Consider the following 15,948-nt stretch of genomic DNA (forward strand, 5'->3'; position numbering starts at 1 on the left):
TATCTAAAACCCGAAATCCAATTGAATTTCGGGTTTTTTTTAGCCCTGATGGAAATGGAAATCCTTTGCTGAAAAAGATTCATTTTTTCTTATAAAAAAAGAGCGACCAACGGAAGCTCCTTTATTTATTTAGAAAAATAATCTTTTTCAGCAAAGATTGAAATGTACAGCAGGATTAGCTCCTACAAATTATACTTTAAAGTGAAAATTACATAGCGTGGCTGAACAGTATATTGTGAAGTTCTGGTGGCAAATTGGGTAAAACTATCATCATTTAATGAGGTTGTATTCAATAAATTTGTTCCGCTTACTTTGTATTCTAGCTTGCTGCCTTTCTTTTGATAAATTAAACTGGCACTCAAGAAATCATATTCATTATTGACTGTTTTAGCATTGTTGTAGTAATGATAAAACTCATATTCCGCTACAAAAGAAAAACTGCTCAAGAAGAAATAATCCAGTTTAGCAAAGGGTCTTTCTGTATAAAAAGTAGCGTTATTATAATCATTCGTAATCATATTATATCCTAATTCCAGATTAGGCATATTCTTGTAATTCGTTGATGCTTTAAAAGTATAGTTTTGGGTTAAACTCTCGTTTGTTGACAGCACATTATTCTGAATGTTATTGAACTTAGACCAATTTAGAGAAGCTGCCAAAGAGGCTTTGTAATTCTTCAAAAAAGAACGTCCGTACGAGCCAGTTCCTGAAAGTGTTTCATCAGCAAAATCAGAGTTGAACGGCGATGAAGTTTGATTTACTCCATTGAATACGGCACTAGTTTTTATCGCGTCCACTCTTTTAGAATAGGAAGCTACCGCAGTAATATTCTCAAAATTAAACATGTTGTATTTAAAGTAACGCAACGAATGTTCTTGTAAAGTCGCGTTCTCTAAAAATCGGTTTCCTTTGGTCAGGCTATTGTAATTGGAGAAAACAAAACCCTCTGCTAATCTATTTATATCAGTAAAATTATTGGTATACGAAAAATTATAGGTTAATGTTTCCGATTTTTTGATTTGATAAATCGCCAACAAATCTGGCAATGCTCTGCAGAAATTTTGACTGTTACTGGTTCCTAATTGCTCATTTGTCATGTTGTAACTGTGCAGACTTACTCCGGGAGTAAACGTGAATTTCCCGCTCAAAATCTTATAATGCAACCCCAAAAACGTGTCGTTGAAATTGTAAGTCACATCATTTGTGTTGGCATTATTAGTCAGATTATTGACTCTTTCATTATCCAAAATCTGAAAAATACTGGAATTGAAATTTTGATGGGAATACGTATTTCCTAACGTCACATTAATGTTGCTTTTTGGGGTGACCATGTAATAATAATCCAATTTAGCGTCAATTTTATTAGTTTTTACAAAGCGCCTTTGGTTGATGTTATTTCTGTTTTGTCCAGCCACATATCCCGCAAAAGTGAATGGCTGCGATTGCAAATTAGCATTATAAAAAGGATCTTCTTCTTGAAACAAATGTTGCATTTCGAAAGCAAAAATATTTTTGTCGCTTTGTGTGAAATACAAACTTAAGTTTTGATTTACCGAAATTGGATTTTGATTTTTTATCGTATTAATTTTTTCTATTTTGGAATTATTGTTGACAATAGATTCTCTTAACAGTGAATTATTCTCGTCTTGTTTCGATAATTTGGTTAAAACATCATAATCAAATTGAAACCTCGCACTAGGTTTATAGCTGGAGCTCAATTTGAATAATCCTAAATTACTTTTTTGGTTTGTAATTTCCTGACGGTTCTCCGTAGAAAAAATCTCCGAAGAATTAGGTTGTAAAATATTTGTTTGTGACAATGTTTCTAAATCTGTTAACGAAGAGGAAAGAATCCCAAAACCACTTAAAGTCCACGCTTTGTTTATATTGTAGGCAAAATTTGTGGCTCCAAATTTAGTCTCAATTTCCTTGGCTCGGTTATTCCTAAGCAGTGAAATTCCTAAATCATTCGAAGATACATTAAAACTGGAACCTCCTTTTTGCATCATCCCACGAAAACCGCCGGTGAATTTAAAATAATCCTGAACCGTCAACGGCAATTCTCCAATATTATTGAAATTCGTAATTAAATTGATGCTGTATTTTGGGCTGTAATAAAATAATTTTGGATTAATCAAAAAGCGACTTTCCTCGTGCGCCACTCCAATTCCCGCGGTCATATCCCCAAACCAGAAATTTTTCTTTCCTGATTTTAGTTTGATATTCATTGCAATATTATCCTGATTGTTCTCTACTCCTTTTAGCGCTCCAATTTCGCTGTAGTTGCGCAACACTTGGATTTTATCAATGGCATCTGCCGGAATATTTTTGACTCCTAATTTAGTATCGCCATCAAAAAAATCTTTTCCTTCCACCATTAATTTAGTTACTCGTTTCCCTTCAACTTCAATTTCACCATCAGCATTTACCTCAACTCCTGGTAATTTTTTTAAGATATCTTCCAGTTTCCGTTCCGTTCCTGATTTAAAGGAATCCGCGTTGTAGACAATAGTATCTCCTTTTATCGAAACTGGCATTTCACGAACAATTTCAACTCCATCCAATTCAATTCCACCTTCTTCAAGTGCAATGTTTTTTATGCTATTTTCTGAAGTTGTAGTGATTTCCAACTCTTTATTCTGCATTCCCAAATAACTGATTTTTATATTATATGCTGTATTGGGTTTTAGATTTAGAAGGAATTTCCCTTTGTCATTTGTTATGGCGTAGGCATCCATTGCTTTTGTGGCTTTATTTACCGCCATTACATTGGCCATTTCGAGACCCGCAGCTTTTGAATCGGTAATTAGACCTTCTAATTTAACGGATTGTGCAAAGGAAAGTGAGGTAATAAAAAACAGGGCAACTACTATTGTATTTTTCATTTATAAATTATGGATGAAATATAGAGAACTTATTTAACACACAAATTTGATTTGAGTTTACCCTCCAATTCTCATTCTCATTCCTCCATTTCCACCACGTCCTTGGTTCATCTCTCTGAACTCCTCCATTTTTTTCAAAACGGTTTCGTCAAATTCTTTCTGAGTGGTTATTTTTCCTTTTGTTGACGCTCTAATTTCGGTTTTAACTTTAGGATTCAAAACCACTTTTGAACATAAAATAACCGTTTTACCGTCATTTACTTCCAATATTAAACCTGGTAATCCCCAGTAATTTTCCGGCCCTTGACTCACTGGAATTTCCGGCGTACACCAAGCCGTAATTATAGTTTCTTTTGGCATATCCAATTCATCCAGAAGACTTGTTTTCTTGGCTGCATCAGCTGGTTTTGTTGCTGCGGCATCTTCTTTTTTTGGTCTGAAGTTTCTAAAATATGTTTTGCTCGCAACACGTACAGCGGTGGCTTTAAAACAATTGTAGCCCCCAATAACCCGGGTTTCCCCTTCCATTTTCCATTGTAAATTAGGTAAAGAGTCCTTTATCAGAAACTCTTTCCCCATAAACTCTTTATCAACGGTATAGGACTTCTCTTTTACATTTTTATAATATGTTCCGCCGCCGCCAGTCATAGACATCATCATTCGCATTCCGCCACCACCTTGACCTGGAGCTTCCAGTTTTTCTTCTTCTTTGTATATTGATGCCGATTTATCAAAATTAAGAATGAATGTTTTTTCAAACATTTTTTTCATACTTTCCTCGATCCTTTTTTGCATATCCGGAGTCATGTCCTTATTGCCTTCCATTCGTGTTTTAAAATCGGAGGTGCTGGTTTTCGATTCATACACTGCCATTCCTTGAAATTCCTGAGCTTGAAGTCCCATAAACGATGCGACCGCTATTACTAACGTGAAAATTACTTTGTACATACTTTTGGATTTTAGTGAATAAGACTGGAAAATACTGTTTTTGTTACAATCATTCTGTTAAAATAATAGTAAGACACTCATAATTGTAGAAGGTTTAATTGTAATTTCGCTTTTATGAAGAAAGTAATGCTAATGCTATTTATCGCCTCGTTTTCGGTTGTTTTTAGTCAAAACCAAAAATTAACAGCTGTTAAAATAGATTCTATTCGTTTTGATGGAGATCAATTTCTGGGATATGATCCATTTGGTTTTTATTACACTGTCAAAAACAATGTCTTTTCTAAAATTAACACTCAAGATTCTTTAGAATATAAAAACATTTCCTTGGGCAAAATCACCAAAGTTGACCTGCAAAACCCATTGAAAATTGTTTTGTTTTACGAAAATTTCAATACTGTTATCGTATTGGATAATCAACTGAATGAATTTCAAAAAATAAATTTTTCAGAAAACATTGTTCCAATCGTAGCAACTGCAATTGGAATCGCAGCAATGAATCAGTTGTGGATTTACAACAGCATGAATCAACAACTGGGACTTTATGATTATTTAAACAAGGAATACAAAACCATTTCAGTTCCTTTTACTGACAGCATACAGAACTATTCTTCAGATTTCAATATCTTCCATTGGGTTGACTTAAAAAACAATTGGTACACTTGTGATATTTTTGGAAGAATAACAATTAAAGGAAAAATTCCTGATTTTGAATCGATTGCAATCATAAATGAAAATCAGTTGATTTATTCAAAAGACTCCCGTTTGTTTCTGCAGGATTTAATAAAAGGTAAAAAAACTGAAATTGAAATTTCGGAAAAAACGTTTAAAAAATTCTATTACAGGGACCAAATTTTATCTATTTTTACATCCACAGGAATTACAAATTATAAAATCACAATACCATAATGCACATAGCAATAGCAGGAAACATAGGCTCTGGAAAGACAACTTTAACACGTTTGTTAGCAAAACATTTTAAGTGGGAACCGCATTATGAAGACGTTGTCGATAATCCATACTTAGATGATTTTTACCATCAAATGGAACGTTGGTCCTTTAATTTACAGATTTATTTCTTGAATAGCCGTTTCCGTCAGGTAATGCAAATCCGTGAAAGCGGTAAAAAAATCATTCAGGACCGAACTATCTATGAAGATGCCCATATTTTTGCCCCTAACTTGTATGCGATGGGTTTGATGACCAATCGTGATTTTCAAAATTATTCTTCGCTTTTTGAATTAATGGAATCTACGGTTAAAGCACCTGATTTATTGATCTATTTAAGAAGTTCAATCCCTAATTTAGTCGGACAAATACATAAAAGAGGACGTGAATACGAAAACTCAATATCCATTGATTATTTAAGCCGATTGAACGAACGCTACGAAGGCTGGATTCAGACCTATGACAAAGGAAAACTATTAATCATTGATGTTGACAACATTAATTTTGTTGACAATCCCGAAGATTTAGGAACTATTTTTAACCGTATCGATGCTGAATTGAACGGATTGTTTTAGAATCCTCTCCCCAACCTTCTCCGAAGGAGAGGGAGTAGAAACTGGAGATAAAAAAACACATAAACAAAAATGCCTCGCAATCGCGAGGCATTTTTGTTTACAAACATTTCCATGAATCTACAATTGTTTTACAACTCAATGAGTATAAATTAAAACATAAAAATTATTTTTCCCAAATAGGGAATTTTCGACTATCTTTGGCAGAGAAAATAATGTATGAGAATAATTGCTAAAAGAACGTTACAAAATTTTTGGGAGCAATACCCTAGTTCAAAACAGCAATTATTGTCCTGGTATCAGGTTATTGATAAAAATAGTTTCACCAATTCTAATACTATAAAAGCAATTTTTGGTTCAGCTGATTTTATTGGAAATAACAAAGTAGTATTTAATATTTGTGGTAACCATTATCGATTAATCGTAAAAATTAATTACGTAACACAAATCGTCTATATTTTATTTATTGGAACTCATCCTGAATATGATAATTTGGAAGACATTAAAAACTTATAAAAATGGAAATAAATCCTATAAAAACAGAAATAGATTATGATTTAGCTTTAAACAGAATAAACATTCTTTTTGATGCTAAACCAAATACAAATGAAGGTGATGAATTAGATATTCTTGTCACTCTTGTAGAAAAATATGAACAAATACATTATTCTATTCCTGAGCCAGACCCAATTGAAGCAATTAAGTTCATGATGGAACAAAACGGACTTACAGATGCTGATTTAGGAGTCATTTTGAATAGTCGTTCTAGAGTAACTGAAATTTTTAAACGCAAAAGAGCTCTAACTATTAAACAAATTAGAGTTTTAACAGAAACCCTTCATATTCCGGCTGCAACTTTAATCAAAGAATATGCATTAAAACAATAGTTTCATGATTTCAAACAAAAAATGCCTCGCAATTGCGAGGCATTTTATTTATATAACGTTTGATTACTTCAAAGAATCAATTTTTGCTTGAACTTCTTCATCTGTTCCTTCAAAATTTTGAATGTCTTCTTTGCCGTTGATATTTGTTTTAATAGTAGCTTTTACTTTTCCATCAACATTGGTTTTTTCGATCATCACTTCTTTAGAAACCATTTCAGTGGTTGCTCGAAAAGGTGCTTTATCCGAAATAGTATGACTTCCATTTCCTAAAATCGGGGCAATTACAAGTCCTATCAAACAGGTCAATTTAATTAAAATATTCATAGATGGTCCAGAAGTATCTTTAAACGGGTCACCTACAGTATCACCAGTGATGGCAGCTTTATGCGCATCAGAACCTTTATAGGTCATTTCACCATTGATTAAAACTCCCGCTTCAAATGATTTCTTTGCATTGTCCCAAGCACCACCGGCATTGTTCTGAAAAACTGCCCAAAGCACACCAGAAACGGTAACACCTGCCATATAACCTCCTAACATTTCGGCGATCAACTGATTATTATCTCCATAAACTAATTTACCCAAAAGTACAATAGCAATTGGAAAACCAATAGTCAAAATGCCCGGCAACATCATTTCGCGCAAAGCGGCTTTTGTAGAAATATCGACACATTTAGCATATTCCGGTTTTCCAGTTCCTTCCATAATTCCAGGAATCTCTCTAAACTGGCGGCGTACTTCATACACCATGTCCATCGCGGCTTTTCCAACAGAATTCATGGCCAAAGCCGAGAAAACGACAGGAATCATTCCGCCTACAAATAGCATCGCTAAAACTGGCGCTTTAAAAATATTGATCCCGTCAATTCCTGTAAAGGTTACATACGCGGCGAACAACGCTAGGGACGTTAATGCCGCCGAAGCAATAGCGAATCCTTTTCCGGTTGCAGCAGTGGTATTTCCTACTGAATCCAATATATCCGTTCTGGTACGCACTTCTTTTGGCAGTTCGCTCATTTCTGCAATACCTCCAGCGTTATCAGATATGGGTCCGAAAGCATCGATCGCTAACTGCATGGCCGTTGTTGCCATCATCGCCGAAGCCGCCAAAGCTACCCCATAAAATCCAGCAAACGCATACGAAGTCCAAATCGCTGCTGCAAATAAAAGTACTGTTGGAAATGTAGAAATCATTCCTGTCGCTAAACCCGCAATTACATTAGTCCCAGCTCCAGTTGACGATTTTTGTACAATTGCCATAACAGGTTTTGTTCCTAAACCAGTGTAATATTCCGTTACCGATGAAATGATTGCGCCTACTCCTAAACCGACAATTGTAGCATAAAAAACGCGCATTGATGAAATTTCTTTAGTGCCTTCGCCGAAGAAATCCATTTTCATCGTTTCTGGCAACATATAATCAACTAAAAAATAACATGCAATTAGGGTTAATCCTATTGAAAGCCAGTTTCCCATGTTTAAAGCGCTTTGAACTTGTGCTTCTTTTGCATTATCATCTGAAATTTTCACAACCATTGTTCCTATAATCGAAAATAAAATTCCAAAACCAGCGATTGCCATCGGTAATAAAATAGGCCCTATTCCGCCAAAAGCATCTTGAATATTTCCGCCCATGTCTTTAATCACATAATTTCCTAAAACCATGGCCGCTAAAACTGTCGCTACATAAGAACCAAATAAATCAGCACCCATTCCGGCAACATCGCCTACATTATCTCCTACGTTATCCGCAATTGTAGCTGGATTACGAGGATCATCTTCTGGAATTCCAGCTTCTATTTTCCCAACTAAATCAGCACCAACATCGGCCGCTTTGGTATAAATTCCACCACCTACTCTGGCAAATAAAGCGATAGATTCTGCTCCAAGCGAAAATCCGGCTAATGTTTCCAATACAATGGTCATGTCTTCCGTAGAAGTCCAAATCCCATTCATAAAAAAGTGAAAGAAGAAGATAAAGAAAGTCGTCAAACCCAAAACGGCTAAACCCGCCACGCCTAATCCCATTACGGTTCCGCCGCCAAAAGAAACTTTTAGTGCTTGTGGCAAACTAGTGCGTGCGGCCTGAGTGGTTCTAACATTAGTTTTTGTTGCGATTTTCATACCCATATTCCCCGCTAACGCCGAGAAAAAAGCACCAAAAACAAAAGCAACAACTATTAATATATGTGTAGTAGGAACGATAAATGAAATTCCGGCTAAAACGATACTTGCTCCAATTACAAAGAAAGTCAATAACCTATATTCTGCTTTTAGAAAAGCCAAGGCTCCTTCGTAAATATAATCTGAAATCTCTTTCATCTTACCGTCACCCGGATCTTGTTTTAAAACCCATGCTCGTTTTGTAAACATAAATGCCAGTCCAATAAATGCCATGGCTATTGGCAAATAAATCATTATTGTATTCATAATTTTGGTTTGGTTTTTGGTTAATGTTAATAGTGTAACAAAACGAATTTAAACAAAAAAGCAATACTCTTTACAGAATATTGCTCTTTTTGTATAAATTATGATGTTAAATTATTTAATACTAAATAATCCTTCTGGTTTGTTTTCGATTTGATTAAAACGCTCCGTACATTTTCTGATTATCTCGTATGCTTCATTTACATCGCCCCATCCTCCTACATCAACTTTCTTATTTTCAAGATCTTTGTACACTTGGAAAAAATGTTCAATCTCTTTCAACAAGTGTGGATTCATATCGGATAAATCATTTAGTGAATTCCAGATTGGATCTGAAACCGGTACACAAATTACTTTTTCATCCGGTCCTTTATCATCTGCCATGTGAAAAACACCGATAGGTTTTACCTCCATTACGCATCCAGGAAAAGTTGGTTCGTTTACCAAAACCAAAACGTCTAATGGATCTCCATCTAATGCTAATGTTTCCGGGATAAATCCGTAATCAGCCGGATACATCATGGACGAGAATAACATTCTGTCAAAACGCATTCTTTTTATTTCGAAATCATATTCATATTTATTTCTACTTCCTCTCGGTATTTCGATTAAAACATCGAAAGTTGTTAATTTGTCTGCAGTCATTTTAGTTTTTCTTATCTATAATTATGGTTGCAAAAGTAAGGAAACTATACGATTACACAATACGAAATTTATGTTATCTCTTAATTAAATTTTAACACACCGTACTTTAAAAAACGACCGTTCTATTTCGTTTTTTCAAATAATGGTGCCACAAAATATAGGTAGCAAATGAACGATACGGACTCCATTTTATTGCGTGCGCTTCCATGGCACCTTTATCATGAATATCCAGCAATTCCTTGATGGTATTTATTACCGCAATGTCTCCTAACGGCAATAAATCCGGGGCTTGCAGACAAAACATCAAATAAATATCAATAGTCCAGTTTCCTATTCCTTTGATTTTGATGAGTTCTTCCCGCACTTGCTGAGCGGTTTTAGTTGGCAAACTTTCTAAATCAAGATCTTTATTTAATATAGCTGTAGCCAAAGCTTTTATGTATGACGTTTTTTGACGGCTTACACCAAGATTCCTAAATTCGGCATCGGAGAGATAAAGTAGTATTTCCGGCGTTACTGTTTTTTGACTGGCTTTTATTTTTAAAAAAGTCGCTTTCGCCGAATCGATAGATACTTGCTGCTCTAAAATCAACAATACCAAAGTCTCAAAACCTTGCGGCCTTTTGGGAATGACCGGCATTCCGTATTGCTCAATAATAGCTTTAAAAACGGTGTCTTTTTCTATAAGATAATCGATGGCTTCTTGCATAATCTGATATTTTTTAGCCCAGATGGAAACGGCATCCTTTTTATAAGGCGATTTTTTTTTCGCCTTATAAAAAGATATAGTGTACAGCTGGAATAGCTCCTAGAAATTAAACCCAAACGATCCTTTTACAGTAAAACGATTCGTATCCGGCGTATTGAGATAATTGCCTCGCCAAGCGAAATCGATTCGAAATACTTTGAAGATATTCCCAATTCCGGCACTGTATTCCCAATACACTTTTTCTGGTGCATTGTAAACTAAACCCGAAGCATTAATGGCTCTGTTCTCATCCGATATACTACCATAAACCCCTTTTACTGAAACAATTTCCCTCCAATTTAGTTTTCGCATAAACGGAATTCTGGAAAAAAGTTTGCCATTAAAATTATGATTCCACTGCAAAGTCGCATATTGATCGGCTACAAATTCATAGAAATTAAGGTTGCTAAAGGTGTTTTCAAGCAGGAAAAAAGTTTGATTACCCGGAATCACACTCATCAATCCTAAGGGAACTGTTCCAAAGGTTTTCCCTGCTTCCATAATAATATTGGTTCTTCCTAAAGGCCCAATGATGATGGGTTGCTTGTAATACAATTGTATTTTGTCGTATTTAAAATCGCTGTTCAATAATCCTTTAAAACCATGACTGTAATTGATAAAAAAGCGACTGTAGGGACTGTCTACATTTTCTCTTTCTACAGCAAATCCAATTGTTTTTCTCTTCGGAGTATATTCAACCTGTAAGTTAACTTCGGATTGTTTCACATCACTTTTTGTGACAGCATTGGCAATATCTGTGTAATAATCAAGACTAAAAGTTGGCGACGCAGATTCAAGGGTACGATAGGAAATTCCGGTTTGGAAAATCAAATTTTTAACGGGCTCTATTTCCACCGCAATATTACTCAGGTTGATGTTTGTCAATTTTCCATTATTTCCCGATGAAAATACAGATGACGAAGCAAAACTTCGGCCCAAAATATCGTATGTTGTTGTCAGACTCGCACCAATTTGTTCAATATCGCGCCTGTTACCACCGGACAAAATGATTCTTTTTTTCTTATCGACCATCCATTTTCCGGAAAATCCATATTTAAATTTATCATCTTTAAAACCATACGCCGTGTAACCTTGAATACGCCAAGTGTCGTTGGTTCCAAAATACGTTCGTCCGCCTGCCCGCAATCTCACCCCTTCAACTTCGTTATAACCGAAAGTTGAAAAAAGAGGACCATAATCAAAATTCCCAAACTGTAAAAAACCGCTCGCCAAAACCTGTACTGTACTGTAAATTTGCTTGAATTTTTTGACCGTCTGCAACGTATCCAGCATTTTATAAACCCCCAGTTCGTCCTTGGTTAAGTTCTCAAATCGGTTATCGTCCCAATATTCATCTGATTTATTGAAAACATCCGGGTCCATGTAATTGACCTCATCTTTATAAAAAGCAATCGGTTTTTCGTTATTGAACTGATGATTTCTATAATAAGTGGTTCGTTTTCCATAAACACCTTTTGATTTTTCTTTTTTGTTTAAAGCAAAGTCGGACATCAAATAATCCTTCGTTAATAAGAAAACGGAATCGCTGACCACTTCAAATTCCTGCTCAAGATAAATGTCTTTTACCCAGTTGATGTTAGCGCTTTTAGTCACCGCCATATTAATTTTCTTGATGGCAAATGTGGAATCATTGACCCAAAAATCTCCTTTAAAAGTCAATTCGTTTTTACGTCTTGGATAAAAAACAATATTGAAACACCATTTTTTATCAATATACGCACTGTCTTTCAATACATAATTGTAAACATCAATCCCTGTTTTAGATAACGGACTGGTGAAACTTTTGTCAAAAAAAGTTAAGTAATTATTGTAAATATCATAATTGGAATATAAATCTTTAACAAAAGTCAAAATTTGTTGGTTCCCATTAAAACCGGACGTTTTACTGGCTTTCAGTTTCTCTTTTAGTTTTTTCAGTTTATTATCTCCGTAAACGTCATTTAACGATTCGTTTACAAAAATGGGTAAATACGTTTTACCGGTAATTTTGGAAGTATCCATTTGGTTAAAGATAAACTCCATCCCTTTAAAAAGTTTACTTTTCATAAAAGCACTATCAATAGAATTCATGTCAAATTCTATTTTCTCATACTTCTCCATTTGGTATTGATCAAACAAATACAAGCCATTTTGACGTTTTCTTTCCCAAATTTTTCGAAGAATATCCAGCGCAGGATTATTCTTTTTCGAGGTTTTACCGGCAAAAATCACTACCTCATTTAAACTCTCGGCTTCGTTTAGCTGAATTTTTAAATTGTAGTTGATTAATTTCTCTAACGTAATTTCTTTTTCGGAAAACCCTACTGCAGTTATTAATAATACTAAATACTCTTTAGCAGATTCCAAATAAAACTTACCGTCTTCATTGGCAACAATTCCTTCGCTCGAGTTCTTAAAAACCACATTAGCAAAAGGAATCGGCTGATTCAATTTGTCTAGCACCACGCCACTTACCTTTGTTTGTGCAAAAACTGCGTTAGCCGTAACAAACAAAAAAAACAAGAGAAACAAAATATTCTTTTTCATAATCATTCAAAAAAAAACCTCATCAAATAGAAAATTGATGAAGTTTCAAATATAGTTAATTAGAACGTTTGATTATTCGATATTTAGAATCTGGATTGTTAATTTTTATCTAAAGTCAAATTCATCAAAACGACTATTTTTTATACATTACTTTTTTAACCGCTTTCACAACATCACCAGCATTTGGCAACCATTCTTTCAGTAAAACCGGAGAGTAAGGCGCAGGCGTATCCGCTGTCGTGATACGTTGAATCGGTGCATCCAAGAAATCAAAAGCGCGTTCCTGAACAATATAGGTAATTTCAGAAGCGACACTTGCAAAAGGCCAAGCTTCCTCAAGAACTACTAATCTATTTGTTTTTTTAACCGATGTTAAAATCGTCTCATAATCCATAGGACGTACGGTTCTCAAGTCAATAATTTCACAAGAAATGCCTTCTTTGGCTAATTCGTCAGCAGCAATGTGCGCCTCTTTGATAATTTTTCCAAAAGAAACTATTGTTACATCCGTCCCGTCCCGTTTAATATCAGCAACTCCAAGTGGAATGGTATATTCGCCATCCGGCACTTCGCCTTTATCACCATACATTTGCTCTGATTCCATGAAAATCACAGGATCATTGTCACGAATAGCCGCTTTCAACAAACCTTTAGCATCATAAACCGTAGAGGGAACTACCACTTTAAGACCCGGAGTATTTGCAAACCAGTTTTCTAGTGCTTGAGAGTGAGTCGCTCCTAATTGTCCTGCCGAAGCCGTTGGACCACGAAAAACGATTGGAACATTAAATTGTCCTCCGGTCATCTGACGCATTTTGGCAGCGTTGTTTATAATTTGGTCAATCCCCACTAAGCAGAAATTGAAAGTCATATATTCAACAATCGGTCTGCATCCATTCATTGCTGATCCTACTGCAATCCCAGTAAAACCAAGCTCAGCAATAGGAGTATCAATAACTCTTTTTTCGCCAAATTCAGCAAGCATTCCTTTAGATGCTTTGTAGGCACCATTATATTCTGCAACTTCTTCACCCATTAAATAAATGGTCTCATCGTGACGCATTTCTTCACTCATCGCTTCGCAAATGGCCTCTCTAAATTGTATCGTTCTCATATTATATGTTGTATGTGTCTAATTTCCGAACAGCAAAAATAAATATTTTATATCACTTAAAAGCATAAAGTATCCAAAATTTATCCAGGATTTACTACGTTAATTTTCAGGAGCTATTTCCGGCTCTCCGCTGTATCTTCCTGTGGCTAAAGGCGCCACAAGAAGGATGCCGCTGCTATCCGGGCTACGAAAACGTAGTAGTTAAGTAAAAATATTATGCATGCATAGTATATTATTCAAATTAATATTTTAAATTTGTAAAAGAAATTACGAATAATTAAATATATAAGTATGAAAATATTAGTTTGCATCAGTCACGTTCCTGATACTACTTCAAAAATTAACTTTGTTAACGGAGATTCTGAATTTGACACTAATGGAGTTCAATATGTAATCAATCCTAATGATGAATTTGGTTTGACACGTGCCATTTGGTTTCAAGAACAACAAGGCGCAACCGTTACTGTTGTAAATGTTGGAGGACCAGAAACCGAACCTACCTTAAGAAAAGCATTGGCGATAGGCGCTAACGAAGCCATTCGTGTCAACGCCACTCCTACTGACGGATTTGTTGTAGCCAAACAACTTGCTGAAGTAATCAAAAACGGCGGTTACGATGTAATTATTGCCGGAAAAGAATCTTTAGACTATAATGGCGGAATGGTTCCTGGAATGATAGCCGGAATTTTAGGATACAATTTCCTAAATTCTTGCACTAGCCTCACTATTGATGGAACTAGCGTAAAAGCAGTTCGTGAAATTGATGGTGGAAAAGAAACCGTTGCTACAACTTTACCATTAATCATTGGTGGACAAAAAGGATTAGTGGAAGAAAAAGACTTGCGCATTCCTAACATGCGAGGAATTATGACTGCAAGAACTAAAGTATTGACAATTCTGGAACCAGTCGAAGCCACTGTAAATACAAAAGCAGTAAAATTTGAAAAACCAGCTCCTAAATCAGCCGTGAAATTAATTGCTGCTGACAATTTAGATGAATTAATCAATTTATTACACAACGAAGCGAAAGTAATCTAACTGTCATAAAGTCGAATGTTGAAAGTCAAAAAGATAGAAGTTTACACTAATTTCCCTTTATGACTTTGGACTTTAAAACTTTAAAACTAAAATAAAAAATTATGTCAATATTAATATACGCAGAATACGCAGAAGGAAAATTTAAGAAAGTAGCATTCGAATTAGCTTCTTACGCAAAAAAAGTGGCTGAAACATTAGGAACTACTGTTACGGCTGTAACCGTTAATGCTGGAGATGTTTCGGAATTATCAAAATACGGAGTAGACAAAGTATTAAAAGTAAGCAACGATAAATTATCAGGATTTACGGCTAAAGCGTACGCCGATGTAATCAAACAAGCAGCTCAAAAAGAAAACGTAAAGTTAGTTTTACTTTCATCCACTACGGACAGTATTTACCTTTCGTCACTTGTTGCAGTAGCATTAGAAGCTGGTTATGCATCAAATGTGGTTGGACTACCGATTTCAACTTCACCTTTTCAAGTAAAAAGAAATGCCTTTTCAAACAAAGCGTTCAACATAACTGAAATTGCCACAGACGTAAAAGTTCTTGGACTTGCTAAAAACTCGTATGGTATTTTTGAAAATGCATCAACATTGACTGAAGAAGATTTTAACCCAACGATTGGAGACAATGATTTTGGTGTAAAGGTAGAATCAGTTGAAAAAGTTTCTGGAAAAGTTTCTATTGCTGATGCTGACATTGTAGTTTCGGCTGGTCGTGGACTAAAAGGTCCAGAAAACTGGGCGATGATTGAGGAATTAGCCTCTGTACTTGGTGCCGCAACGGCATGTTCTAAACCGGTTTCTGATTTAGGATGGAGACCTCATGGAGAACACGTAGGACAAACGGGGAAACCGGTTGCTACCAACCTTTATATTGCGATTGGAATTTCGGGAGCGATTCAGCACATTGCAGGTATCAACTCTTCTAAAGTTAAAGTTGTAATCAACAGTGACCCGGAAGCACCATTTTTCAAAGTGGCTGATTACGGAGTTGTAGGCGATGCTTTTGAAATTGTTCCACAATTGATCGAGAAATTTAAAGCTTTTAAAGCTCAGAATTCTTAATTCTAAAAATTCTCTTTAAAAATTATAGCTGCCAAAAAATAAGATATTCGTATCTTTGCTTTTGTGCAGTTTTTTTGTGTACTTTTTTTCATTAAGATCGCACCCTTTTTTTATTAAAAAAG

At 35.3% G+C, this 15,948-nt stretch carries 13 protein-coding genes; 6 read left to right on the forward strand and 7 right to left on the reverse strand.

Features of this window, described 5'->3' with window-relative positions:
* Positions 1–182: 182 nt before the first annotated feature.
* Positions 183–2,885, reverse strand: coding sequence for a carboxypeptidase-like regulatory domain-containing protein (locus tag ACP7AV_RS00290; RefSeq protein WP_426090301.1), 2,703 nt, complete (start codon positions 2,883–2,885; stop codon positions 183–185).
* A gap of 57 nt (positions 2,886–2,942) precedes the next feature.
* Positions 2,943–3,833 carry a GLPGLI family protein gene (locus ACP7AV_RS00295; RefSeq protein ID WP_426090302.1) on the reverse strand — a complete coding sequence of 297 codons (891 nt, stop codon included), beginning with the start codon at positions 3,831–3,833 and terminating at the stop codon, positions 2,943–2,945.
* Positions 3,834–3,947: 114 nt separating this feature from the next.
* Here ACP7AV_RS00295 and ACP7AV_RS00300 point away from each other — a divergent pair, with 114 nt between their 5' ends.
* The 4 genes from ACP7AV_RS00300 (at position 3,948) to ACP7AV_RS00315 (ending at position 6,237) form a co-directional block, all read left to right on the forward strand.
* Positions 3,948–4,739, forward strand: a complete 792-nt coding sequence (locus ACP7AV_RS00300; RefSeq protein ID WP_426090303.1) for a hypothetical protein — start codon at positions 3,948–3,950, stop codon at positions 4,737–4,739.
* On the forward strand, positions 4,739–5,353 hold the full coding sequence (locus ACP7AV_RS00305) for a deoxynucleoside kinase (RefSeq protein ID WP_091204248.1): 615 nt from the start codon (positions 4,739–4,741) through the stop codon (positions 5,351–5,353). Before ACP7AV_RS00300 ends, ACP7AV_RS00305 begins: the two co-directional genes overlap by 1 nt.
* Positions 5,354–5,569: 216 nt before the next feature.
* On the forward strand, positions 5,570–5,866 hold the full coding sequence (locus ACP7AV_RS00310) for a type II toxin-antitoxin system HigB family toxin (protein WP_426064462.1): 297 nt from the start codon (positions 5,570–5,572) through the stop codon (positions 5,864–5,866).
* A 2-nt stretch (positions 5,867–5,868) separates the two neighbouring features.
* Positions 5,869–6,237 carry a helix-turn-helix domain-containing protein gene (locus tag ACP7AV_RS00315; protein ID WP_426064463.1) on the forward strand — a complete coding sequence of 123 codons (369 nt, stop codon included), beginning with the start codon at positions 5,869–5,871 and terminating at the stop codon, positions 6,235–6,237.
* A 63-nt stretch (positions 6,238–6,300) separates the two neighbouring features.
* Here the strand turns inward: ACP7AV_RS00315 and ACP7AV_RS00320 are convergent, their stop codons facing one another.
* The 5 genes from ACP7AV_RS00320 to ACP7AV_RS00340 all read right to left on the reverse strand — a co-directional run bounded on the left by ACP7AV_RS00320 (position 6,301) and on the right by ACP7AV_RS00340 (position 13,718).
* The gene (locus ACP7AV_RS00320) at positions 6,301–8,667 is read right to left on the reverse strand and encodes a sodium-translocating pyrophosphatase (RefSeq protein WP_426090304.1); all 2,367 of its coding nucleotides are present in this window, start codon (positions 8,665–8,667) and stop codon (positions 6,301–6,303) included.
* A 111-nt stretch (positions 8,668–8,778) separates the two neighbouring features.
* A complete protein-coding gene (locus tag ACP7AV_RS00325; protein ID WP_091173192.1) occupies positions 8,779–9,309 on the reverse strand; it encodes an inorganic diphosphatase in 531 nt (176 codons plus the stop codon).
* A 106-nt stretch (positions 9,310–9,415) separates the two neighbouring features.
* The gene (locus ACP7AV_RS00330; RefSeq protein ID WP_426090305.1) at positions 9,416–10,018 is read right to left on the reverse strand and encodes a DNA-3-methyladenine glycosylase family protein; all 603 of its coding nucleotides are present in this window, start codon (positions 10,016–10,018) and stop codon (positions 9,416–9,418) included.
* A gap of 99 nt (positions 10,019–10,117) precedes the next feature.
* On the reverse strand, positions 10,118–12,604 hold the full coding sequence (locus ACP7AV_RS00335; RefSeq protein ID WP_426090306.1) for a DUF5686 family protein: 2,487 nt from the start codon (positions 12,602–12,604) through the stop codon (positions 10,118–10,120).
* Between the two features lie 133 nt (positions 12,605–12,737).
* Positions 12,738–13,718 (reverse strand): pyruvate dehydrogenase complex E1 component subunit beta, encoded by a 981-nt coding sequence (locus tag ACP7AV_RS00340; RefSeq protein WP_426090307.1) that lies wholly within the window; start codon positions 13,716–13,718, stop codon positions 12,738–12,740.
* Between the two features lie 291 nt (positions 13,719–14,009).
* Here ACP7AV_RS00340 and ACP7AV_RS00345 point away from each other — a divergent pair, with 291 nt between their 5' ends.
* Complete coding sequence (locus tag ACP7AV_RS00345; protein ID WP_426090308.1) at positions 14,010–14,756, forward strand: electron transfer flavoprotein subunit beta/FixA family protein; 747 nt, start codon at positions 14,010–14,012, stop codon at positions 14,754–14,756.
* Between the two features lie 101 nt (positions 14,757–14,857).
* Entirely contained in the window at positions 14,858–15,826 is a 969-nt protein-coding gene (locus tag ACP7AV_RS00350) for an electron transfer flavoprotein subunit alpha/FixB family protein (protein ID WP_426090309.1), read from the forward strand.
* Positions 15,827–15,948 lie beyond the last annotated feature (122 nt).

It is taken from the genome of Flavobacterium sp. DSR3-2 (genome assembly GCF_049896525.1).
Lineage (GTDB): Bacteria > Bacteroidota > Bacteroidia > Flavobacteriales > Flavobacteriaceae > Flavobacterium.